At 73.4% G+C, this 23,062-nt stretch carries 20 protein-coding genes and 1 pseudogene; 12 read left to right on the forward strand and 9 right to left on the reverse strand.

The window, feature by feature from the left end; genetic code table 11:
- The first annotated feature begins 37 nt into the window (after positions 1-37).
- The 4 genes from HNR10_RS02720 to HNR10_RS02735 all read left to right on the forward strand — a co-directional run bounded on the left by HNR10_RS02720 (position 38) and on the right by HNR10_RS02735 (position 4,325).
- Positions 38-565, forward strand: coding sequence for a DUF1062 domain-containing protein (locus HNR10_RS02720; RefSeq protein ID WP_312889472.1), 528 nt, complete (start codon positions 38-40; stop codon positions 563-565).
- Positions 566-772: 207 nt separating this feature from the next.
- Complete coding sequence (locus tag HNR10_RS02725; protein ID WP_312889071.1) at positions 773-2,152, forward strand: uracil-xanthine permease family protein; 1,380 nt, start codon at positions 773-775, stop codon at positions 2,150-2,152.
- A gap of 68 nt (positions 2,153-2,220) precedes the next feature.
- Positions 2,221-3,618 (forward strand): amidohydrolase family protein, encoded by a 1,398-nt coding sequence (locus HNR10_RS02730; RefSeq protein WP_179820593.1) that lies wholly within the window; start codon positions 2,221-2,223, stop codon positions 3,616-3,618.
- The gene (locus tag HNR10_RS02735) at positions 3,615-4,325 is read left to right on the forward strand and encodes a sulfite exporter TauE/SafE family protein (protein ID WP_179820595.1); all 711 of its coding nucleotides are present in this window, start codon (positions 3,615-3,617) and stop codon (positions 4,323-4,325) included. Before HNR10_RS02730 ends, HNR10_RS02735 begins: the two co-directional genes overlap by 4 nt.
- Here the strand turns inward: HNR10_RS02735 and HNR10_RS02740 are convergent.
- From HNR10_RS02740 to HNR10_RS02760, 5 genes are all read right to left on the reverse strand, one after another.
- Positions 4,309-5,349: a LacI family DNA-binding transcriptional regulator gene (locus tag HNR10_RS02740; RefSeq protein WP_179820596.1), complete on the reverse strand. Its 1,041-nt coding sequence runs from the start codon at positions 5,347-5,349 to the stop codon at positions 4,309-4,311. The two genes, HNR10_RS02735 and HNR10_RS02740, sit on opposite strands and share 17 nt — an antisense overlap.
- A 78-nt stretch (positions 5,350-5,427) precedes the next feature.
- The gene (locus HNR10_RS02745) at positions 5,428-5,907 is read right to left on the reverse strand and encodes a hypothetical protein (RefSeq protein WP_179820598.1); all 480 of its coding nucleotides are present in this window, start codon (positions 5,905-5,907) and stop codon (positions 5,428-5,430) included.
- Between the two features lie 183 nt (positions 5,908-6,090).
- Complete coding sequence (locus HNR10_RS02750; protein ID WP_179820600.1) at positions 6,091-6,747, reverse strand: response regulator; 657 nt, start codon at positions 6,745-6,747, stop codon at positions 6,091-6,093.
- Positions 6,744-7,901 carry a sensor histidine kinase gene (locus HNR10_RS02755; RefSeq protein WP_179820601.1) on the reverse strand — a complete coding sequence of 386 codons (1,158 nt, stop codon included), beginning with the start codon at positions 7,899-7,901 and terminating at the stop codon, positions 6,744-6,746. Before HNR10_RS02755 ends, HNR10_RS02750 begins: the two co-directional genes overlap by 4 nt.
- Entirely contained in the window at positions 7,898-8,734 is an 837-nt protein-coding gene (locus HNR10_RS02760; RefSeq protein WP_179820603.1) for a CPBP family intramembrane glutamic endopeptidase, read from the reverse strand. Before HNR10_RS02760 ends, HNR10_RS02755 begins: the two co-directional genes overlap by 4 nt.
- 365 nt (positions 8,735-9,099) lie before the next feature.
- Between HNR10_RS02760 and HNR10_RS02765 the strand changes: the two genes are divergently transcribed.
- The gene (locus tag HNR10_RS02765; RefSeq protein ID WP_312889072.1) at positions 9,100-9,249 is read left to right on the forward strand and encodes a hypothetical protein; all 150 of its coding nucleotides are present in this window, start codon (positions 9,100-9,102) and stop codon (positions 9,247-9,249) included.
- Positions 9,250-9,414: 165 nt separating this feature from the next.
- On the opposite strand, the gene HNR10_RS02770 is transcribed toward HNR10_RS02765, so the two are convergent.
- Complete coding sequence (locus tag HNR10_RS02770; RefSeq protein WP_179820605.1) at positions 9,415-11,109, reverse strand: PLP-dependent aminotransferase family protein; 1,695 nt, start codon at positions 11,107-11,109, stop codon at positions 9,415-9,417.
- A gap of 352 nt (positions 11,110-11,461) precedes the next feature.
- Between HNR10_RS02770 and HNR10_RS02775 the strand changes: the two genes are divergently transcribed.
- Both HNR10_RS02775 and HNR10_RS02780 read left to right on the forward strand, forming a co-directional pair.
- On the forward strand, positions 11,462-11,941 hold the full coding sequence (locus HNR10_RS02775) for an ArsR/SmtB family transcription factor (protein ID WP_246406021.1): 480 nt from the start codon (positions 11,462-11,464) through the stop codon (positions 11,939-11,941).
- Entirely contained in the window at positions 11,938-13,857 is a 1,920-nt protein-coding gene (locus tag HNR10_RS02780) for a heavy metal translocating P-type ATPase (protein ID WP_179820606.1), read from the forward strand. The genes HNR10_RS02775 and HNR10_RS02780 overlap by 4 nt, the downstream gene beginning before the upstream one ends.
- 108 nt (positions 13,858-13,965) lie before the next feature.
- Here the strand turns inward: HNR10_RS02780 and HNR10_RS02785 are convergent, their stop codons facing one another.
- Positions 13,966-14,532 (reverse strand): type I-E CRISPR-associated protein Cas6/Cse3/CasE, encoded by a 567-nt coding sequence (locus HNR10_RS02785; RefSeq protein ID WP_179820608.1) that lies wholly within the window; start codon positions 14,530-14,532, stop codon positions 13,966-13,968.
- Between the two features lie 346 nt (positions 14,533-14,878).
- Here HNR10_RS02785 and HNR10_RS02790 point away from each other — a divergent pair.
- The 5 genes and pseudogenes from HNR10_RS02790 to HNR10_RS02810 all read left to right on the forward strand — a co-directional run.
- Positions 14,879-15,469: pseudogene (locus HNR10_RS02790) on the forward strand (mandelate racemase/muconate lactonizing enzyme family protein); the annotation flags it as partial.
- Between the two features lie 378 nt (positions 15,470-15,847).
- Positions 15,848-17,113, forward strand: a complete 1,266-nt coding sequence (gene ilvA / locus HNR10_RS02795) for a threonine ammonia-lyase IlvA (protein ID WP_312889074.1) — start codon at positions 15,848-15,850, stop codon at positions 17,111-17,113.
- Positions 17,114-17,237: 124 nt separating this feature from the next.
- Entirely contained in the window at positions 17,238-17,657 is a 420-nt protein-coding gene (locus HNR10_RS02800) for a YciI family protein (protein ID WP_179820610.1), read from the forward strand.
- Positions 17,658-17,672: 15 nt separating this feature from the next.
- Positions 17,673-18,959, forward strand: coding sequence for an RNA polymerase sigma factor (locus HNR10_RS02805; RefSeq protein ID WP_179820612.1), 1,287 nt, complete (start codon positions 17,673-17,675; stop codon positions 18,957-18,959).
- Between the two features lie 289 nt (positions 18,960-19,248).
- Positions 19,249-20,034 (forward strand): SAM-dependent methyltransferase, encoded by a 786-nt coding sequence (locus HNR10_RS02810; RefSeq protein ID WP_179820614.1) that lies wholly within the window; start codon positions 19,249-19,251, stop codon positions 20,032-20,034.
- Between the two features lie 340 nt (positions 20,035-20,374).
- Here the strand turns inward: HNR10_RS02810 and HNR10_RS02815 are convergent, their stop codons facing one another.
- Positions 20,375-21,373, reverse strand: coding sequence for a D-2-hydroxyacid dehydrogenase family protein (locus HNR10_RS02815; protein WP_179820615.1), 999 nt, complete (start codon positions 21,371-21,373; stop codon positions 20,375-20,377).
- A gap of 201 nt (positions 21,374-21,574) precedes the next feature.
- The gene (locus HNR10_RS02820; RefSeq protein ID WP_179820617.1) at positions 21,575-23,023 is read right to left on the reverse strand and encodes a CoA transferase; all 1,449 of its coding nucleotides are present in this window, start codon (positions 23,021-23,023) and stop codon (positions 21,575-21,577) included.
- Positions 23,024-23,062 lie beyond the last annotated feature (39 nt).

A 23,062-nucleotide genomic window follows, 5' to 3' on the forward strand; every position in this document is an offset into this window, starting at 1 on the left:
CTTCAGAAGGATCGCGTTGTCTTCACATCTCCACTCCGTGCTGCCCTGGGCCGTGCGGCGCACCCGCCTGCCCCTGCTCGCCCTCCCGTGCGCGGACTGCCCGTCCGAGCGCGCCGGCACCGGTGACGGCAGGTTCCGCGTCAACGCCAACGGCAAGCTCCTCGACGTGTGGCTCCTGGTCAACTGTGTCGTGTGCGACCGGACGTCCAAGCTCACCGTCCACCACCGCGTCCCGGTCCGCTCGCTGCCCGCCGGCCTGCTGGCCGGGTACACGGCCAACGCGTCGGCCCTCGTCGCGGACACCCTCCTCCACCCGTCGACCGCCCGGCGCCACCGGTTCGGGCTCGACTGGGACGGGTGCTGGGAGCTCCACGCGCCCCCGGTGCCGGAGAGCCCGTGGCCGCTCCGGTTCGCGGTCGGCTTCGACGACCCCGTGCCGGTCCGCCCCGGACTCCTCATCGCCCGAGGGCTGGGGCTGAGCCGGAGCGAGGTCGTCCGCCGGGTCAAGATCGACGTCCCGCTGAACCGCAGGACGAAACGGGACTTCTCCTTCGTCCTCGTCTAGTCGGTCGGCCCGTGGGCCGGGGGACCACCACCCGCTCGGGCGGTGGCCCCCGGCCGTCCGCCGGGTCCGGTCGGATTCCGGTGGTGCGCCGGACCCCCTTGACGCCGGCCTCGACGTCCCCGCATACTTGCGGCCAAATCGATTTGGCCATGGCGGGGGCACTGGCCGAAGCGGTTCAGGCAGAGTCCCTACGAACGGAGCCCACCCGTGGTGACAACCCCCCGGCACCCCGTGGACGAGTACCGTCCCCTCAGCTCAATGGCGCTCTTCGGCCTCCAGCACGTGCTGGTCATGGCGGCCGCACCGATCTCGAGCGTCTTCATCGTCAGCGCGGCCCTCGGCCTGTCCACCGAACTCAGCGTCAACCTGCTCGCCGCCTCGTTCGTGCTGTCCGGCCTCGGCTCACTGCTGCAGTCGCTCGGCCCGTTCCGCGTCGGCGCGAAGCTGCCCTTCGTCATGCTGCCCGGCGGCGCTCCCGTCGTGCTGTTCATCTCGATCGCCGAACAGCACGGCGTGCGCACGGCCGTCGGCGCGGTGATCATCACCTCGGTCTTCTACCTCGTCGCCCTGCCCGTCTTCACCCGGCTGCTGAGGTTCTTCCCGGCCCTGGTCATCGGCACGATGATCGTCATCGTCGGGGTGAACCTGGTCAAGGTCAGCGCGTTCCTGATCACCGGCCGCCCCGGCGACCCCGACTTCGGCGACCCCCGGGCGCTGCTGCTGGGGATGGCCACCATCGGCTTCACCATCGCCTTCTTCTGGCTGTTCACCGGGGTGCTCCGGCAGATCGCCGTGATGCTCGGATTCGTCAGCGGCACCGTCCTGGCGATCCTGCTCGGAACCACCGACTTCGGCGCGGTGGGCGACAGCGGCCTCGTGCAGGCGCCCCAGCCGATGCCGTTCGGCGTTCCGGAGTTCAGCCTCATCGCCTCGGTCCCCCTGCTCATCTACAGCTTCGCGTCCATGGCGGAGACCACGGGACAGACGGTCGTCAACGGGCAGGCCGTGGGGAGGCACGTCGAGATCCGCCGCGACGCGCCCAGGACCATCCGGGCCGAAGCCCTCACCTCGCTGGCCGGCGGCTTCTTCGGCACGCCGCTGATGGTGTGCAGCGGCGAGAACATCGGCATCGTCCGGGTCACCGGAATCCGCAGCCGGTTCGTCACCGTGGCCGCCGGGATCATCCTCATCGTCATCGGGTTCGTCGCCCCGATCACCGCCGTGGTCAGCGCGATCCCCGCCCCGGTCGTCGGCGGAACGGCCGTGCTCGTGTTCGGCGTGGTCATCGTCCTGGGTGTGCAGATGCTCCAGCGCACCGCGCTCGACGACCACACCAACACCTTCATCATCGGCGTCGCACTCGCCCTCGGACTCATGCCGATCCTCGTGCCCGGGATGTACGAGGCCTTCCCGCCCAACGCACGCATCCTGCTGGAGAGCGGTGTCGCCGTCGGCGCCGTCAGCGCCGCCGTGCTCAACGCGCTCTTCCACCACCTGCGGCCGCGCCTGTACCGCGATCCCCGACCGTCCGCCGCGACCGAGGCGGAGCACGCCTCCGAGCCCCTGGAGGACGACCACCGGCCCTGACACTCCCCCTCCCCCGGCCCCACCGCACCGCATCACCCGACGAAGCCCACCGAACCCGAAAAGGAACCATGAGCAAGCCGACCCCGGACCACGTCGACGCCGACCCGTCACTGCTGGTCCCGGAGGTGCTCCTGCTGGCGGACGGCCCGGTCCGCGACCACGCCGTCGTGGTCGCGGACGGGGTGTTCGCCGCCGTCGGACCGGCCGGACGCCTGGTCCGCGAGCACCCCCACCTCACCCCCGTCCACCTCGACGGCCATCTGCTGATGCCCGGCTTCGTCGACGCGCACCACCACCTGACCCAGTCCTTCGGCTCCTCACTCGCCTTCGGCGAGCCCTCGGAGATCTTCCGACGGGTGTGGGTGCCCCTCGAAGGCGCGCTCAACGAGGAGAGCACCTACCTGTCCGCCAAACTCGCGGCCCTGGAGTCCCTGCGCGGCGGCTTCACCACGGTCGCCGAGGCCGGGACCCGCGCGCCCGTGGACACCGGCGTCGTCGGCCGGGCCGCGGCCGACGCCGGGATCCGCTGCGTCCTCGGGCACGTGGTCTGCTCCGATCCCGACACCCCGCCCCGGGCCGCGGCCGACGCCCTGGCGCTGGCGGAGAAGCACCTGTCCCGCTACGAACACCACGACCTCGTCCATCCGTCCCTGGCACTGCCCACCCCCGAGTCCGCCCCGGAGCGGACCCTGCGCGCGACCGCCGACCTGGCCCGCGAGACGGGCGCGGTCCTGCAGATCCACGTCAACGAGCACCTCGCGGGCGTGGAACGCAGCCTGCTCCAGCACGGCCGGCGCCCCCTGGAGTACCTGCACGCGGCGGGCGCGCTCGGCCCCTGGCTGCTCGGCGCGCACGCCACCCTCCTCACCCCGCGCGAACTCACCCTGCTGCGCGAGTCCGGCGCGGCCATCAGCTACAACCCTGTGGCCAGCGCCTGGAAGGGCAACGCGGTGGCCCCCGCCTCGGCGATGGCCGAGGCGGGGATCAGGTTCGGGCTGGGCACCGACGGCACGCGCGGCGACGCGTTCCGCCTGGTGGACGCCGCGGAGACCGCGCAACGGCTCGCCTTCGGCCTGCACACGGGCGACTCCTCCTGCGGAGGCGGGTGGACGTGGCTGGAACACGCGACGCGCCTGGGCGCGGACGCGGTCGGGCTCGGATCCCTCACCGGCACGATCGCCCAGGGCAGGGCCGCCGACTTCCTCCTCGTGGACCTGGCGGTCCCCGAGCTGGCCCCGTCCTGGGACCTGCCCTGGGAGCTGGTCAGGCTCACCGGCCGGGACCAGATCACCGCCGTCGTCGTCGCCGGACGCCTGCGGCTGTGGCGGGGCTGGCCCCTGGACTGGGACGGGCACGCGCTGGTCGAGACGGCGGCGCGCGTGGGCCGCGAGATCGGTGCGCGGGCCCCCGTCACCCGTGTCCACCCCACCTCCACCGAGCACCGGACGCGGAGCGGGTCGCGGTGAGCGTCGAGGTTCTGGCCCTGGTGGCGGCGGTCGTGGCCGTCGCGGCCTTCGTCCAGGGCAGCAGCGGGCTGGGGTTCGCCCTCATCGTCGCCCCGGTGGTGGGGATCGTGGCCCCCGGGACGCTACCCGTGTTCCTGCTCGCCGTGATGATCCCGCTGAACCTCTACGTGGCCTGGCGGGAGCGCGCGGCGCTGGACCTGCGGGGCGCCGGCTGGATCACGGTCGCCCGGCTGACCGCCACCCCCGCCGGGCTGGTCCTGCTGATGGCGGTCCCCGACCGACACCTCGGGCTGCTCGTCGGGGCGGCCACGGTGCTGGCGGCGGCGGTCAGCCTGCTGGCTCCGTCCTTCACCCCCGGCCGCGCCGCCTACCTGACGGCCGGCGCGGTCACCGGCCTCACCGAGACGGCGACGGGTGTGGGCGGGCCGCCACTGGCGCTGGTCTACCAGCACCGGCCGCCCGCGGAACTGCGGGCCACGGTCGCGGTCTGCTTCCTCGCCGGGGAGGTGGCCTCGCTCGCGGCGCTGTTCGCGTTCGGGCAGGCCCGACCCGACCAGGTGGCGCCCGCGCTGATGGCCGTGCCGGCGGTGGTGCTGGGCGTCTGGCTGAGCAGGCTCACGCACCGCCACCTCGACGCCGCCCGGATGCGGATCACCGTCCTGGTGTTCGCCCTGGTCTCGGGCGGGGTGCTCATGCTCGGGCTGTGACCCGCAGCGACGAGGTCCGGGGCAGGAGGCGGGGGCGGGGCGTGGCGGCCCTGGACGGGGCGTCGCCGCCGCGCAGGTGCTCCAGCAGGAGTTCGACGGCGCCGACGGCCGCCTCGTCCAGGTGCAGGTCCACGGCGGTCAGCGGCGGCTCGCAGGTCCTGGCCCGGATGCCGTCGTAGCGGGTGACCACCATGACGTCGTCCGGGACCGTGCGACCGCTGTCGGCGATGGCGCGGACGGCGCCGACCGCGAACGTGTCCACCATCGCGCACACGGCGTCGATGCCGGGGTCCCGCCGGAGCAGCTCCGCGCAGCACCGGTACCCGGCCTCCTCCCCGCCCTCCTCAGGCGCGGTCGCGGACAGCACGGGCCGGCCGTGCTCCCGCGCGAGGCGGGTGAAGACCTCGCGGACGTCCACGTAGGTGTGCCGGTCGCCGGTGCCGGTGATCAGGGCGGGGCGGCGGGCGCCCTGTTCGCGCAGGTGCTCCAGCAGCAGCTCGGCGACCGGGCCGCCGTGCAGGTCGACGGAGGGCACCCGGTCCCCCGCGCCGACCTGGCGGCCCAGGGTCACGTAGGGCAGGCCGCGGGTGGTCAGCTCCGCCACGACGGGGTCGTCGCGGTCGGGTTCGACGACGATCGCGCCGTCGATGTCCACCGACTCCAGGCCGGACCCGGACTCCACCGGCGGGACCAGGACCAGCGCGTAGCCGTGATTGAGGGCGCGCTCGGCGGCGGCGGCCGCCACCTCCATGTAGAACCCGAGCCTGGAGGGACCGCCGGCCACGGCCAGCGGCATGGACGAGGCGAGCGCGATGGCCTTGGCCTGGCCCCGGCGCAGCCGCTGCGCGCGCAGGTTCGGCCGGTAGCCCAGTTCCGCGGCGACCTCCTTGACCCGCGCCCGGGTGCGCGGGTCGACCTTGCCGATCCCGTTGAGCGCGTGGGAGACCGTCGTCCGGGACACGCCCGCCGCCCCTGCGACGTCCGCGATGGTCGGGCGCCGACCGGGGCTGTCGGAGGTGGGCATCGGTGCGGCTCCTCGGGGTTCACGCTGTGGGGCGCCACCCATCGTAGTCCGGGGCGTCCGGGGTCCCGAAGCGCTGCTTCACCTCGGATCGACGAGCCGGACGACCCGGTCGGCACGGACGTCGAAGCCCAGGACCGGGTGGCCGTGGTCGCCCTCGGGATCCATCAGGACGGGCTTGCCCAGGCGCCGCCCGATCGCCCCGAAGAACCCGCACAGCAGGTCCAGGCGGTCCTGCCCCTGGAGTTCACGCAGATCGACATCGACGTCGATCTCCTCCGGAGCGCGGAAGCGGAAGATCATCTCCACACCATCGGCCGGCCAGACCCGCAGCTGCGGGATCTCCGCGGAGTCGGAGCGGGACAGGACGTCCCGGGCCCGTGGAAGCGGTGCAGCGGTTTCCCCCACGGTGTAGCGGTGCCGCCACCCCCGCTCGACGATCAGGTCCAGGAGCGCCTGCCAGTCGCGCCCCGAGGTGTCGGGGACCCGCACATCCGGCAGCGCCCCGATGGTCCCGGGGTCGAACAGGTCCTTGACGTCGTCCCACCACACATCGGCCATCGGGACATACTGGCAGCCACGTCCTGATCCGGAGGTCCCTCATGCGCCCGGGCGCCGTCACGGTCGTCGACTACGACACGAACACCTCCACCGGTGTGACACCCTCAACGGCTTCGGCCACGGTCGATCACCTCACTGCGCTGTCCCGACGGTACGGATGATGGCGGAGCGCCCGGTGCGGGGTCAGGTCACGAGGCCGTGGCGGTAGGCGTAGACCACGGCCTGGACGCGGTCGCGCAGGTCGAGCTTGGTCAGGATGCGCGAGACGAACGTCTTCACGGTCTCCTGGCTGATGAACAGGCTCGCGGCGATCTCGCTGTTGGACAGCCCGTTGGCGATCAGCCGCAGGACCTCCAGTTCGCGCGGGGTCAGCCGTGTCTCGTCCTTGGTGTCGGAGGGCCGGATGCGGGCGGCGTACTTGCCCACCAGCCGGCGCGTGACGTCCGGGTCCAGCAGCGCCGCTCCGGTGGCCACGGTACGAATGCCGTTCAGCAGCCGGTCCGGGGGCGCGTCCTTGAGCAGGAAGCCGCTCGCGCCCGCGCGCAGGGCCTCGTAGACGTACTCGTCGAGGTTGAACGTCGTGACCACGAGCACCTTGACCGGATGGGCCACGCCCACCCCGGCCAGGCGCCGGGTGGCCTTGATGCCGTCGAGCACCGGCATGCGCACGTCCATCACCACGACGTCGGGGCGCAGCCGTTCGGCCATCTCGACCGCGGTCCCGCCGTCGCCGCACTCGCCGACGGTCGCGAGGTCGGGCTGGGCGTCGATGATGGTGACCAGGCCCGTGCGGATCAGCACCTGGTCGTCGCAGACCAGGACCCGGATCGGTGCGCTCACGCCTGCCCGCCCACCGGGGCCCGGGCGGGGATGCGCGCGTGCACCGTGAAACCGCCGTCCCCGTGCGCGCCCGCGGCGAAGTCGCCGCCCAGGACCTCGACGCGTTCGCGCAGGCCGATCAGGCCCCGCCCGCCACCGCCTGGCGAGACGCCCGGTGCCCCGGCGCGCTCGGTGCTGACGTTCACGGTGATCTCCTCGGGGCGGTGGCGTACGCGGACGGTGGTGGGGCTGCCGTGCGCGTACTTGAGGGCGTTGGTCAGGGCCTCCTGCACGACGCGGTGCGCGACGAGGTCGGCGCTGCCTCGCGAGGCGGCCGGGGTGCCCTCCTCGACGAACTCCACCGGCTGCCCCGCCCGGCGGGTCTGCTCCACCACGGCGAGCAGGGCCTCGTCGGGCGCGGGGGTGGTGTGGTCGGGGTCGAGTACGTCGAGCAGGTGGCGCATGTCGGTGATGGCCCGGCGGCCGGTGTCGGTGACCGCGGTCAGGGTCGAGTCCAGCCGCTCGGGGTCGGCGGTCAGGTAGCGTGCCGCCTCGGTCTGCACGACCATCGCGGTCACGTGGTGGGTGACGACGTCGTGGAGTTCGCGGGCGATGCGGGTGCGTTCGGCGGTGCGGGTGGCCTCGGCGACGAGGCGGCGGCGTTCGGCCTCGGTGGCCCGGGTATGGCGCAGCCACGACCCACTCCCCCAGGCGAGGGCCAGCGCCGCGTAGAACACCAGGTACTCGCCCAGGGGCTCGCCCGTCGCGATCCGGTCCACCACGAAGCACAGCGCGACGAAGACCGCCGAGCCCACCAGCACGGTGGTGCGCCGGTACCGGGCCTGGTGGGCACCGGCGCTCAACAGCGCGATGGGCAGCGCGGCGCCCGCGACCAGGTGGTAGCCGCTGAGCTGGTCGAGGGCGAAACCGCAGACCACCAGGACCAGCGTCAGGGCCGGCCACCGCCGCCGCCCGGCCAGGGGCAGGCACTGCAGGGCGGCGGCGAGCAGGCCCAGGGCGTCGAAGGGGCGGTCCGCCACACCCCCGAACTCGGTCCCGTATCCGTGCTGGGAGGGGACGAGCGAGGCGCCCATCAGGACGAGGGCCAGGGGGAGGTCGCGGACGGTGACGTCGAGTCGCTGCCACAGTGGGGGAAGGCGTCGGAGCCAGATCACCGGGGAAGTGTAGTGGTGTCCGCGGTCCGCGCGTGACGCCGGCGCATGGGGACGATGTGGCCGCGGCGGCGGGCCGTCCACATGAACACCGCGGTGGCCATGACGCAGAACACCACGGAGTACAGGCTGCCCTCGGGGCCGAACTCGCCGCCGGTGACCAGGACGTGGCCCGACATGGTGGCGTCCAACAGTCCCTCGGGCGTGCCGTTGCCCGAGACCACGGTACTGAAGAGGGCGGATCCGGCGAGGTTCCAGCCGAAGTGCAGGCCGATGGGCAGCCACAGGCTGCGGGTGGCGACGTAGGCGGCGGTGAGCATGCCGCCGGCCTCGATCGCGATGGCGATGGCACCCCACAGGGTGGCGTGCGGGTTGACCATGTGCACCAGGCCGAAGGCCAGGCCGGTCAGCCCGAGGGAGAGCCAGGTGCCCGCGCGCTCCTCGATGACGCGGAACAGCACGCCGCGCCACATCACCTCCTCGGTGACCGCGACGCCGGCCATGAAGCCGACCAGGGCCAGGGCGCTCATCGGGGAGCCCAGGCCGTGGACCTGGTAGCCGCCGAGGAAGGTGATGTTGACGATGACCAGGGCGAACAGGCCCACACCGAGGAGCGTTCCCCAACTGGTGGCGGCGGTGGCGCCCGTCCAGGCCAGCTCGGTCACGGCGCGCTTCTCGGTGCGGCGTACCACCCACCGGTAGACGAACACCGACGCCACGGCGACGAGAAGGCCCAGGAGCAAAGTGAGCCAGGGATTGTCCTCGACCGCCAGGAGCCCTTGCCCGCCGAGGAAGGCGACCGCGGCGACGGCCAGGAGCTGCCAGAGGAGTCTCATGGGGATCCTTCGATGGTTCGGTGCGGCCGGGGCGCCGCGACTGGGGGAAACGCTACGGACCGGGACCGTGCACGGTCGTCACCATGGGGTGGACACCCGCGCGTAGCTCTCACGGGGGACGGCGGCCCGCTCGGCGCCGACGCGCAGGACCGCTGCCCACACCGCGCGGGGGTTCGGGGCGGGCCGTCCCTCGCACGAGCCACACACAGGTGTCCACTGAGCGGTGACACCCCGAGGGGGGAGGACCTCGTGTTCCGGACCATCAAGACGACCACTGTGACCGCGGTGCCACCCCCACGGAGGTCATCCGGCACGGGATCCCCTACCTCGGCGAGATCCCCGAGTACGTTGACGCCCTCGAACGCGTGTGGGCCGAGGGCCAGGAGCGGTGGCTCGCGGTCTCCACCCGCTGTGACCTCGGCACGGCCGAGGAGAGCGGCCACGACATCCATGTCGACCAGCCCGAACTCGCCGCCGCGGCCATCGGCCGCGTCACGGTCCAGGCCGCCGCCTGAGCGACCGCGGCCCGCGGGACCACGGACGGTGGCCCCCGCCGGTCGACGAGGGCGGCGCACCGCCGCGCGCCGCCCTTCCGTTCGCAGCCCTTCCGACCGCGACCGTGGAGGGCGCCGCCCCGGTCCGGTGCACGGGGTGGGAGCCGGGGCGGCTGGACGGAACGGTCAGGCGAAGCCGCGGTCCATGGCGACCGCGACGACCTCGCTGAGGTCGGCGTCGGCGACGCTCATGTCGGTGACCAGGTGCGCCTGCTCCAGTTGGTACTCCGCCTCCTGCGGGAAGGCGTCCTCGCGCATGAGGTCCGCCACCAGCTCCTTGATCAGGGCGTCGGTCACGTGGGGCATGGTGAACAGGTGGCTGTAGTGCTTGACGGTGTCATGGCCCGTCGCGATGGCCACGTTGGCCAGCGAGTACTTGCGCACGTACTTCGCGGCCGGCATCCGGAACCGCACACTCAGGGAGTGCGGGGACAACTCGACGTCGAGTCCCTCCTTGCCGTGCGCGCGGAGCTTCTCGTCCACCTTCCTCAGCGCCTCGGCCGTCCTGACCGCCGTGTCGTGGCAGCGGACGACCATGGTGACCTGGTCGGCGTAGGAGTGCTGGGCGAAGAAGTTCCACAGCACCGCGGCGGAGAAGCCGTTCCTGGACCCGGCGAACGTGGTGTCCGGCGAGCCGACGTAGGCGGGCAGCGGCGGCGGTTGGAGCTGGTACTTGCGCCTGGTCATGAACACACCGCACGGCCAGGGCGAGCCGGGGTACTTGTGGCCGCTGGAGACGATCGAGTGGATGCCCGGGTTCGACAGGCGGAAGTCGAAGGCGGGCACCCGCGGCTCCCGGGCGACCAGCTTCTGGTCCTGCGCCATCCTGAGGAACGGCAGGTAGTTGGCCCCCAACGCGCCGTCCACGTGGATCCAGTACGCGTTGCGCCGATCCGTGGTGCCGTCCTCCTGTTCGACGGTGCGCTCGTTCATACCGTGCTCGGTGAACACCGGGCCGAGCCGCTTCAGGACACCCTCGACGTCGTCGTAGGCGCCCTTGAACGTGCTGCCCAGGTTGAGGACGAGCACGACAGGGTGTCCCTTGCCTCCGAAGAAGTCGACGGCCTTGACGAGCTTGTCGACGTCGATCGTGCCGGGACCGGCGTCCCCTCCGGTGGAGGGCACCTCCTTGGGCCAGGTCCCGGTGCCCATCACCCGCTGGGCGTCGGCCTTGTAGCGCCTGTTTCCGACCTCGCCGAAGGACGGGATGTTGAGCGTGTGGGCGGCCTTGGCGACCGAGTAGTGGGTGTCGTGGGAGAAGAAGATCACCGGTGAGTGGGCGTTCGGGTTGTCCTTGGGCGGCTCGGCCTGGGCCAGCGAGACCTTGGGCACCCCGGACACCGAGCCGTCGGGCAGGGTGTGCGGCCGGGCCAGCAGGTACTTCCCGGTCAGGTAGTCGCGGGCGTTGAGCAGCCCGTAGACGTTGCCCTCCGAGGAGCCCATGCTCAGCACGTAACCCCAGGCCGTCTCCAACTCCTCCGGGTCGTTCGCGGAGGTGTTGCGGTAGGGCTCGGCTCCCCAGAGCTCGGCGTAGTACGCCAGGACCGCGCGCTCCAGCGGCTTGGTGTGCGTCATGAGGTTACTGTCGGTGAAGGGGTCACCGATGTTGTTCGAGTGCACCTTGAGCAGTTCCGGCAGATCGGCCGCGACGGACCGCAGGTCCTGGTTGACCTGGTAGCCGAGGAAGTTGTCCCGGTAGTAGCCCAGGTAGTCCTTGAGCTTCTTCAGGGCCGCGGTGCGCTCCGCCCCGCTCATCCCCTTGGACGTCAGGGCGAAATCCGCGTCGGAGATCGAGGGAAGGGATCCGTTGGCCTCGGTCACGCGTTCCTCCATGTCGAACGTACGGTCACGGCGTGGACTCTTGGGGGATCGCACTTTCCAAACTAACATTCCCGATGCTCAGGAAAAAAGGAATTCACAATGGAATGCGTTTCATTTTTTGATGGCCTTTTCGGGCCCACGTGAACTCCAGGAAGAACGGCGACCGATTCGCCATGTCGGAACTTATCCTTTTCTCCGACTGACCCCGAAAGAGCGGCGACGCCCGAGTCGGGACCTCCGACCCGCACCCCTTGGCTCTCGGGCGCGGCTCCACCCCCTCCCCCACCAGCGCGCCGCCGGACCGACGCACAGCGGGTTGCCCGTCCGCCACCGGCATGTCTAATATCTGCGTATGAACGCAGATACCAAGAGATGCGGGCTCGACGAGAACAGCCCCTACGTCGAGTACGCGGTGGAGATCCTGACCCTGCTCGCCGACGCCACCCGGGTCCGCATCATCCTGGCCCTGCGCGGCGGTGAACTCTCCGTCAACGAGCTGGCCGAACGCCTCGACAAGCCCGGCCCCTCGGTGTCCCAGCACCTGGCCAAGCTCCGGCTGGGCCGGGTCGTGGCGAGCCGGCGCGAGGGCAACCGGATGTACTACAGCCTGGCCAACGAGCACGCCCGCCAGTTGGTCGCCGACGCCGTCTACCAGGCCGAGCACGCCCTGGAGGTCGAACCCGCCCACCACCGCGCCCGTGTCGCGCCCACCGGAGGCGCGGTACCGGGCGCAACCGGACGGGCCGCCGAAGGCGCGACGCCGGGCGCCACCGGACGGGCCGCCTCCGGCGACGCCGCCGAGGGCGACGCCGCCGAGGGCGACGCCCGATGACCCCCTCCACCACCGCCACCCCCGCGCGCACCACCTCCCCCCGCGGCGCGGTACGGCCGCCCTCGCTGCTCCGCACCGGCCTGCGCCTGGCCGAGGTCCGGTGGGCCCTGGCCGCGCTGGTGCTCTTCCTGGCCGGCTGGACCGCCCAGCTCCTCGGCGCTCCGGCCTGGGCCTGGTGGGGCCTGTTCCTCGCCTGCTACGGCACGGGCGGCTGGGAACCCGCCCTCGCCGGGCTGCGCGCCGCACGGGAGCGCACCCTGGACGTGGACCTGCTGATGATCGTCGCCGCGATCGCCGCGGCCTCCATCGGCCAGGTCTTCGACGGCGCCCTGCTCATCGTCATCTTCGCCACGTCCGGCGCCCTGGAAGCCGTGGTCACCCAGCGCACGGCCGACTCCGTCAGCGCGCTGCTCACGCTGGCCCCCGAACGCGCCGTCCGCCTGCGCGCCACCGCCGACGGCGGCCGCGAGGAGACCGTCGACACCAGCGAACTCCAGGTCGGCGACACGGTCCTGGTCCGCCCCGGTGAGCGCGTGGGCGCCGACGGCACGGTCCTGGACGGCCGGAGCGAGGTCGACCAGCAGGCCATCACCGGGGAGTCGGTCCCGGTCCCCCGGAGCGAGGGCGACGAGGTGCTCTCGGGCACCATCAACGGCACCGGGGCACTGCGCGTGCGCGTGGACCGCCCGGCCGGGGAGTCGGTGATCGCACGCATCGTGACGCTGGTCGAGGAGGCCTCGGCCACCAAGGCCGAGACCCAGCTGTTCATCGAGCGGATCGAGCAGCGCTACTCCGTCATCGTGGTGGCCGCCACCCTGCTCGTCCTGGCCGTGCCCCTCCTGCTGGGCGAGGACTTCGAGGCGGCGCTGCTGCGCGCGATCGTGTTCATGATCGTGGCGTCCCCGTGCGCGGTGGTCCTGTCGACCATGCCGCCGCTGCTGGCCGCCATCGCCAACGCCGGACGCCACGGTGTGCTGGTCAAGTCCGCCACCGTGATGGAACAGATCGGCCGGACCGACGTGGTGGCCTTCGACAAGACCGGTACGCTCACGCGCGGCGAGCCGCGGGTGACCGGGGTCCTCCCGGAGCCGGGCCGCACCGTGGCGGAGGTCCTGGCCCTGGCCGCGGCCGTGGAGCGCTACAGTGAGCACCCGCTCGCCGACGCCGTCCGGGCCCGCGCCGAGGAGGAGGGCGTGGACCGGGTCGACGCACGCGACTTCGCGTCCCTGCCCGGGGTCGGGGTCAGCGCGACCGTGGACGGCGCCCGCGTCCGGGTCGAGCGCGCCCCCACCGAACCGGACGGACCGGCGAGCACGCGGGTGGTCGTGTCCGTGGACGGGCGGCCGGCGGGGCGGATCGTGCTGGCCGACGCCCTGCGCCCCGAGGCCGCCCGGACGGTGGCGGAGATCGGCGCGCTCACCGGCCGTCCGGTCCACCTGCTCACCGGGGACAACCACGCCACGGCGGCCGACATCGCCCGGGCCACGGGTATCGCCCACGTGCGCGCCGACCTCCTGCCCCAGGACAAGGCCGCGGCGGTCAAGGAGATGGAGGACGCGGGCACCCGCGTGCTCCTGGTGGGCGACGGGGTCAACGACGCACCCGCGATGGCCGCCGCGACCACCGGTGTGGCCATGGGCCGGCGCGGTTCGGACCTGGCGCTGGACACCGCCGACGCGATCATCGTGCGCGACGACCTGTCCACCCTGCCCCGGTTGACCGCGCTGTCCCGGCGGGCGCGCCGGTTCGTGGTCGCCAACCTGTGCGTGGCGGGCACGTTCATCGCGGTGCTGGTGACCTGGGACCTGGCCGGCACCCTGCCGCTGGCCCTGGCGGTGGCCGGGCACGAGGGTTCGACGGTCGTCGTGGCCCTCAACGGACTGCGCCTGCTACGCGCCCGCGCCTGGGACCGGTGACGCGGGCTCCGACCCCGCGACCGGCGGAGCGGTGGGGGCGCGGAGCGATGAGGACTCAGGGCGATGACGGCGCGGGGCGGTGAGGGGTCGGGCGGGGCCGCCCCTCGCCTACTCGGCGGCCAGCGGGGCGGTGAGGAGCAGTCCGGCTCCGGTGGCCGTGCCGGCGCCGATGCCGGACAGGCACAGCTCCTGCAGGGCGTCGCTGTCGCGCACCTCGGCCGTCCCGGTGAAGTGGTACCGGGCGGGCCTGCCGCCCAGGTGCTTCCACTTCGCCGAGGTCGCGTACAGGGCGCCGCCGAACTTGTCGTCCAGCCAGGACTCGAACTCCTCCTCCGGCAGGGGGACGCGCTTGCCGCGCGGGCGCGCGCCCTCCTCGTCGGCCTCCGGGGCGCGCTGCCCCGTGGGCGCCGAGATGAGCTCCCACCGGATCGTCTCGCCCTCGGGGTGCCGCGGCATCGGCTGGATCGTGGCGGCGACCGCGCCGGGGACCTTGCCCCAGGCCGGGGCGGTGTCGGAGCTGATCACCAGTGTGGCGGGCGAGGTACGCGCCCACAGGACGCGGGCGTCGGACGCGGGGTCGGGGTCGACCGCCCTGCGCACGGCCTTCCCCATGGCCGCCCACTGGTCCATGCCGGTGCTGCGCTTGGGGTCGAGCTTGATACGGGCCAGGTACAAGGAGTTCCTCTCCGGGGCGCGTCCGCCTGAGCGGGGCCCTGCGTTCGGTCACGGGCCGTCGAGGATCCCCTCCGCCCGAGCTGGAGTTCTCACTGTACGAGGCACCGGCCGCTGGTCGGTCGACGGAACCGCTCCCCCGCACGCCGCCGCTCCGGACGCGGCCGCGGCGTCCTCTCCGCCGAACCGATCCGGTGAGGTCGCGACCCGGAACAGTAAGCGCTTTCCAATCCTCGCCACAGGGACGAGCGGATCACGCACACAGGGCCACACTCTCATCGCGCCGCGGCGATGAACGCGACGGTATCGGAAGGACGGACGAGCGACCCGACACCCGCCGGAACGCGGCCCCGCCTGCGCCGTGGACCTGGCCCGGCTCTCCGCCGTGCGCGAGCACCTGGGCGAGGGCGTCGCGCTGATGGTCGACGCGAACCAGCAGTGGTCGCGCGCCGACGCCCAGCGGATGTGCCGGGCCTTCGAGGAGTTCGGCCTCGTCTGGATCGAGGAGCCGCTGGACGCCTACGACTTCGAGGGGCACGGACAGCTGGCCGCCAGGTTCGACACCCCGATCGCCACCGGCGAGATGCTCACCAGCGTCGCCGAGCACGCGGAGCTGATCCGGCACGGCGGCGCGGACATCATCCAGCCCGACGCGCCCCGGATCGGCGGGATCACCCGGTTCCTCCAGGTCATGGCGATGGCGGATCGGCGGCACCTGCAGTTGGCGCCGCACTTCGCCATGGAGATCCACGTCCACCTGGCCGCCGCCTACCGGCACGAGCCCTGGGTGGAGCACTTCGAGTGGCTCGACCCCCTCTTCAACGAGCACCTGGAGATCGCGGACGGCCGCATGCGCCTGTCGGACCGCCCGGGCCTGGGCGTGACCCTCAGCGACCAGGCACGCGCGTGGACCGTCGACAGCTTCGAGATCCTCGGCTGAGGCCCGGGGACGGCACCGCACGGCCGGGGTCCGGGACACCTTCCCGGGCCCCGGCCGTCATCGTGTGCGGCGGCCGGACCGACCACCCCGGGACCGTCCAGGAACGCCCCCGATCCGTCCCCGATCGGACCGACCGAGCAGGCCGACCGGGCGGACCGGCCCCGACCTGCACCCCGGCGGCGCTGTACGGTGGCGACAGGCCCCTTCCCGTCGCGCCCCGCGCGGCGGCGGAGGCGACCAGCCCCGCGTGAGGGCACCGAGGGCCCGGCGATCCCGCCCGGCACCCACCGCGACCGCGGACCCGGCCGCGGACCCGGCCGGCCGCCGCCCGCACTTCTCGTGAGGCCCCACCGCACCACCAGCCAGGAGACCGAGTCCGTGACGACAAGCCCAGTTCCGACCCCGGTGACCGCCGCCGACGTGGCCGAGGCCGCCGAACGGCTCGCCGGCGTGCTGCCGCCGACGCCCCTCCAGCGCAACGAGCGCCTGTCCGAGCGGCACGGGCTCGACGTGTGGCTCAAACGCGAGGACCTGACCCCGGTGCGGTCCTACAAGGTGCGCGGAGCCTACAACGTCATCAGCCGCCTGCCCGCCGAGCAGCGCGAGCGCGGTGTGGTCTGCGCGAGCGCGGGCAACCACGCGCAGGGCGTGGCCTTCGCATGCGCGGCGCTCGGAGTCGGGGCCCGCGTGTACCTGCCGCGGACCACGCCCCGGCAGAAGCGCGAACGCGTGGCGCGGCTGGGCGGACGGCACGTCGACGTGGTCTCGCACGGCGACACCTACGACGAGGCGGCCGCGGCCGCGCGCGAGTACGCGGCCGGGAGCGGCACCACCCTGATCCCCGCGTTCGACGACCCGCGCACGATCGCCGGTCAGGGAACCGTGGTCCGGGAGGCCCTCGGCCAGCTCGGGCGGGTCCCCGACGCGGTCGTCGTGCCGGTCGGCGGCGGTGGCCTGCTCGCCGGAACGCTCACCTGGCTCCGGGAGGAGCACCCCGGCGTCCTGGTCGTCGGCGCCGAGCCCCAAGGCGCCGCGAGCATGGCGCTGGCACTCGAACACGGTCGCCCGGTCCCGCTGGAGGAGGTCGACCCGTTCGTGGACGGCGCCGCCGTCCGCCTGGTCGGCGAGCACACCTTCGCGGTCGCCGACCGGTGGCGCCCCCGGCTGGTCGCCGTCCCCGAGGGCCGGATCTGCGTGGAGATGCTGGACCTGTACCAGAGCGACGGGATCATCAGCGAGCCCGCGGGCGCGCTGGCCCCCGCCGCGCTCGGCCCGGTCCTGGGCCTGCCCGAGGGCGCGACCGTGGTGTGCCTGCTCTCCGGCGGCAACAACGACGTCAGCCGGTACGCCGACATCGTCGAGCGGGCCCTGCTGTTCGAGGACCGCAAGCACTACTTCCTCGTCGAGTTCCCCCAGGAGCCTGGCGCGTTGCGCCGCTTCCTCGACGACGTGCTGGGCCCGGACGACGACATCACGCTGTTCGAGTACGTCAAGCGCAGCAACCGCGAGACCGGGCCGGCCCTGGTCGGCGTCGAGCTGGGCGCGCCGGAGGACCTGGAACCGCTGCTCAAGCGGATGGCGTCGGCCCCGCACCGAATCGAGCGGGTCTCCCCGGACAGCCCCCTGTTCAGCTTCCTGCTCTGAGCGCGCGGGGCCGCGCGGGGGTCGCCGGAAAAAAATTCGGCGGCCGTGTCGATCCGCTTCTTCGCCATTCGACCTAGGGGTGAGAAGGTCCCACCGAGGGGACCGAGACGGAAAGGGCAGTCCCATGAAGTTCATGCTGATCATGCGCGCGACCGACGAGGCCTTCGCCACGATGGCGGACACCGACTTCAACGAGATGCTGGAGACGATCGGCCGCTACAACGAGGAGCTGATCCGGGCCGGTGTGCTGGTGGCCGCGGAGGGACTCGACGACGCCGCCGAGGGCGTGGTCGTCGACTACTCCTCCGAGCCGCCCGTGGTCACCGACGGCCCCTACGGCGAGGCGAAGGAGCTGTTCGGCGGCTTCTACATCCTCAACGTGTCCTCCAAGGAGGAGGCCGTGGAGTGGGCCAAGCGGCAGCCGATCACGGGTCCCGGCTTCAAGACCGAGATCCGCCGGGTCACCACGATCGACGAGTTCCCGCAGGACAACGAGTGGATCAAGAAGGAGCGGGCGTGGCGCGAGGCCACCGGCCAGCTCTGAGCGGGGTTCGCGACGATGGCTGATCCGACCGGCCGGGAGGCCGTGGCCGCTGTCTGGCGGATCGAGTCGGCGCGGATCGTCGGTGCGCTCGCGCGCTACACCGGCGACTTCGCGCTGGCCGAGGACCTGGCCCAGGAGGCGCTGGCGGAGGCCCTGGTCACCTGGCCGCGCGAGGGGGTGCCGGCCCACCCGGCGGGCTGGCTGCTCACCGTCGGCCGGCGCCGCGCGATCGACGCGTTCCGCCGGCGCTCCGCCCGCGACGAGCGCTACGCCGTCCTCGCCCGCGACCTGGGCGAGGGCGGCGTCGCCGCCGGGAGCGCGCCGGCCGACCCGGTCCGGGAGGCCGCCGACGTGCTGTGGGATCCGGACCAGATCGACGACGACGTGCTCGCCCTGATGTTCGTCTCCTGCCATCCCGTGCTGTCACGGGAGGCGCGGGTGGCCCTGACCCTGCGCGTGGTCGGCGGCCTGACCAGTGACGAGATCGCCCGGTCCTGCCTCGTGCCGACCGCGACCGTCCAGGCGCGGATCACGCGGGCGAAGAAGACGCTGGGGGCGGCGCGGGTGCCCTTCGAGGTGCCCTCGGCCGCCGAGCGGACCGGGCGGCTCGGCTCGGTGCTGAACGTGGTGTACGTGATCTTCACCGAGGGGTCCACGGCCAGCTCCGGCCGGGACCTGCTCCGCCCGGACCTGGCCGCCGAGGCCCTGCGGCTGGCGCGGGTGCTCACCCGCCTGGTGCCGGACGAGCCGGAGGTCCACGGGCTGCTGGCACTGCTCGAACTGACCGCGGCGCGTTTTCCCACCCGCACGGGTCCGGACGGGCGCCCGGTGCTGCTGGAGCACCAGGACCGGAGGCGCTGGGACCGCTCCGCGATCGGCCGCGGGCGGGCGGCCCTGGCCCGCGCGAACGGGGCCGGGCGGGGCCTGGGCGCCTACGGCCTCCAGGCGGCGATCGCCGAGTGCCACGCGCTGGCCCCGTCGGTCCGGGCGACGGACTGGGAGCGGATCGTGCTCCTGTACGAGGCGCTCGGCCGCCTGGCGCCGTCGCCGGTGGTCGACCTCAACCGCGCGGTGGCGGTGTCCATGGCCGAGGGGCCGGCGGCGGCGCTGGAGATCGTGGACGCTTTGGTGGCCGACGGCGCGCTGGCCGGGTCGCACCTGCTGCCGAGCGTGCGCGGGGAGCTGCTCACCCGGCTGGGCCGCCCCGGGGAGGCCCGCACCGAGCTGGAGCGTGCCGTGGAGCTGTGCGGCAACGACAGCGAGCGGGCCCTCCTGGAGGGCAAGATTGCCGCCCTGGACTGAGGCTCGACTGAACTCCGGGTGGGTGCCGGACCCGAGCGCGGAGCGGAACCGTGTGAACGCCCGCCCCGGCGCGCAGTGATGGTGGGCGACCTGGCCGTCTTCGTCGCGGCGAACGCCGTCGCGGTCCTGGGATCACGGCATGAAGGCACACGGGTCGGACACGTCCCGCCCACCGGGATGTGTCCGAACTCCCGACGGCACAGGCGATCCGGCTTGCGAAGCACTCCACGCGAGCACGACAATACGGTCGCGACCAGCGCTCCCTCCTCGTCAGAAAACGCAGGTACCCATGTCGGATTCAGCCCCGATCGACACGACCGTCGCGCACTCCGCCAGGGTCTGGAACTACTGGCTCGGCGGAAAGGACAACTACCCGGTCGACCGCGAGGTCGGCGACTACGTCCTGCAGGCCTATCCCGAGATGGTCGCAGCGGCCCGCGCCGACCGCGAGTTCCTCATCCGCGCCGTCACCCACCTGACCGCGAACGAGGGCATCCGCCAGTTCCTCGACATCGGCACCGGCCTACCCACCCACAACAACACCCATGAGGTCGCCCAGGCCATCGCGCCCGAGTCGCGCGTGGTCTATGTCGACAACGACCCCATGGTCCTGGCGCACGCCCGTGCCCTGCTGACCAGCCGCCCTGAGGGCGCCACGCACTACGTCGACTCGGACCTGCGCGAGCCCGCCACAGTCCTGAAGACGGCCGCGGGCCACCTGGACTTCACCCGGCCCATCGGGCTGACGATCCTTGGCACGATGGGCCACTTCGAGGGGCAGCAGGCCTACGACATCGTGCGCGGCTACGTCGACGCCCTGCCCGCGGGCAGTTTCCTGGTCATGTGCGACGGAACCGACACGAGCGAGCCGATGATCGAGGCCGCACGGCGCTGGAACGACACCGCACCGCTGCCCTACCACCTGCGCAGCCCGCAGGAGATCGCGCGCTTCTTCGAGGGCCTGGAGCCGCTGGAGCCCGGTGTGGTCTCGGCGAGCCTGTGGCGGCCGTCGGAGTCAGAGGTGGGCGCGGTCCGCGAGGTCGACCAGTACGGGGGCGTGGGCCGCAAGAACTGAGCAGTCCGCCCCCGGCGCGCCGCACGGCGCCGGGGACGCGTGGAGCCCCCTGTCGCGTCCGTCCTGGTCTGGTGGGCGCGACAGGGGGCTTCTGCGTGTGCGCGGCGGGGCGAGGCGGGAAGTCCTCGACCCCGACACAGCGGACGTCGATCCGGGCACGACCCTCCCCTCCCTCGGCCTCGCATCCTTCACCGCCGTCCGCCCGCGCCGCCGCCTGCGCGACGACCTGGACCTGGACCTCCCGCTGACCGCCTTCCCGCTCACGGGTCCCGTACGGGATCCGTACGGGCCATGGTGGTGCGGAGGCCTGCGGGCGCGGGCGCCGGGGGGCGGGCGGCGGTCAGGGGCGCCGGGCGTCCTGGACCACGCGCAGCGGGGAGCCGGCGTAGAAGGCCACGATGTCCTCCAGTGCCTGCTCGTAGAAGATCCGGTAGTTCTGGCGGGTGACGTAGCCCAGGTGGGGCGTGAGCACCGTGCGCGGGGCGTCGAGGAGGGGGTCCTTCGGGCCGAGCGGTTCGCGGTCGAACACGTCCAGGCCCGCTCCGCCGAGGCGTCCCGATTCCAGCGCCCGGCACAGCGCCGCGGTGTCGACCAGACCGGATCGGGCGGTGTTGACGAGCACGGCGCCGGGCCTCATCAGCGCGAACTCGGGCTCGCCGAGGGTGTGGCGCGAGCGCTCGCTGAGCCGCAGGTGCAGGGAGACGACATCGGAGGCGGCGAGCAGTTCGTCCTTGGCGACCGGCTCCACGCCCATCTCACGGGCCCGGCCGTGGTCGAGGTTGGCGCTCCAGGCGAGCACGCGCATCCCGAAGGCCTGTCCGACCGTGGCGACGCGCGTGCCGATGCGGCCGAGTCCGACGACGCCCAGGGTCGAGCCCTCCAGCGCCTCCCCCACCGTGGACTGCCACTCGCCCGCGCGCACGGCGCGGTCCTCGGCGATCAGGTGCCGGCGCAGCGCCGTGACCAGGGCCCAGGTGAGCTCCGCGGGGCCCGCCGAGGAGGAGTCCGTCCCGCAGACCATGACGCCCAGATCCGCCTCGATCGCACTGTTCGCGCGCCCGGTCGTGACGACCAGCCGCAGGTCGGGGAGCCGTTCGACGACCGCGCGACGCAGCGGGGTGCGCTCACGCATGAGCACGGCCACCTGGCAGCCGTCGAGCGCCGCGACCAGTGCGTCGTCGTCGGCCAGCGGTGCGCGGTGGACGGAGAGTTCCAGGTCCAGGGGCGCCTCGGACCAGGGCGCGAAGGAGGTGGCGACGTCCTGGTAGTCGTCGAGGATCGCCACGCGGACGGGCCCGGTCGGCGTCGGGGCGGGGTCCCGGTCAGCGCTGTTCTGCATGGACGACGTCCTCCTCCTCGGGCGGTCCGACCTCGGACCGGCGGCATTGGGCCGACCCTACGCACCCCGCGCGCGGACCGGTCCGCCGCCCCCGTTCTCGCCGGTCGGTGCGCGTGGCCGGGGGAGCAGGCGTACGGTGTTCCTGGCTCCGTGGGGCCGTCGGGCGGCCAGGCCGTGGGGCAGTGACTGCGGGGGCGCTCGCTACAGCCAGACGGCGGGGTCGGTGCCCCAGCGGGTGGGAGGAGCGGCCCAGGTGCCGGGCGCTCCCTCGTAGTGGACCGGTGGGAGCGCGTGGCGCAGCAGGCCGTAGGGGGACGGGGTCTCGGTCAGGTGGTCCGCGGCGCCGTAGGTGCCGGTGCCGACGGGTTCCGGACCGATGCCGTGCACCAGCCAGTCGGCGGTCCCCGCCAACGAGAACCGCAGGACACGGCCCCGTCCGTCGGCCTGGCGGTCGGTGAGCGCCCGCAGGACCCCCGCGGCCAGGAGGTAACCCGTGCCGTGGTCCAGTGCCTGCGCCGGCAGGGCGCCCGGGCGAACGGAGGGGTCGGAGGGGTCGGAGGGCTTCGCCTCGATCGCCGCGATGCCGCGGGCCGCCTGGACCAGGCTGTCGAACCCCCTGCGCCCGGACCAGGGGCCGGACCACCCCCAGGCGCACAGCCGGGCGACGACCAGGCCGGGCCGGCGGGCCGCCAGCGCTTCCGGCGTCAGGCCGTACCGGTCGAGGGCACCGGGCCGGTACCCGGTCACGACCACGTCGGCCGAGTCGAGCAGTGCCCCGAAGGCGTGCCGTCCCTCGGCGGAGTCCAGGTCCACCAGGGTGGAACGCTTGCCGAACCCGGTGTCGATGTGGCTGTCGGGGTCCTCCGGCAGGCCCGGCGGGTCCACGCGCAGCACGTCCGCGCCCAGCAGGGCGAGGGTTCGGGTGGCGACCGGTCCGGCGATGACCCGGGTCAGATCGAGTACGCGCACACCGCCGGCGGGCAGCGGGGCCGCGGGCAACCTGCGGCCCCCGGCCCCGCCGATGCCGACCTCGGCCAGGGGCAGGCCCCCGGCGTTCTCCCCGCCCGGTGCGCGGTCGGGCGCGGGCGCCACGGCCACGGCCAGGCCGCCGGCCGCGTGGACTCGCTCCTGGACCTCTTGCGCGCCGAGCTCCGCGAGCCGTGCGGTGAGGCGCCCGACCAGCGCCGCCCCGCGGTCGCCCCCCGCTCCGGCCCCGACGGCTCCGGCCGTGGTGCCGCCGTGCTCCTCACCGGCGTCGATCTCCAGCGCGGCCAGCAGCCGGGCGCGGTGGTGGGCGTAGTTCGCGTGGGTGCGCACCCAGCCGTCGGCGGTCCGCCAGAAACCCGACAGAGGCGCGAAGGGGGTCGGTGCCCGGCCGTCGACCAGCAGGTGCCGTTCGCTGACGAACGCGGTGGCCACGGCGCCCTCGTCCACCCTCACCCCGGGGACCGGTCCGCCGTTGCGCGCGGCCAGCAGTTCGGCCGCGGCGAGCGAGCACGCCCCGACCGTCGCGCGCGCCATCTCGCGCACCGGCAGTACGGCGGGAAGCACCCGCCCCGCGCCTCGGTAGGAGACCTTCGCCGTGAGGCCCGCGGGCCCGCCGATCGCCGTCCACGCCCGCGTTGTCGCCGCATCCGGTTCGCTCACCATGGCCCCATACTCCCCCTCCTCCCCACCGGACGGAAAGGG

Source organism: Nocardiopsis aegyptia, from assembly GCF_013410755.1.
Lineage (GTDB): Bacteria > Actinomycetota > Actinomycetes > Streptosporangiales > Streptosporangiaceae > Nocardiopsis > Nocardiopsis aegyptia.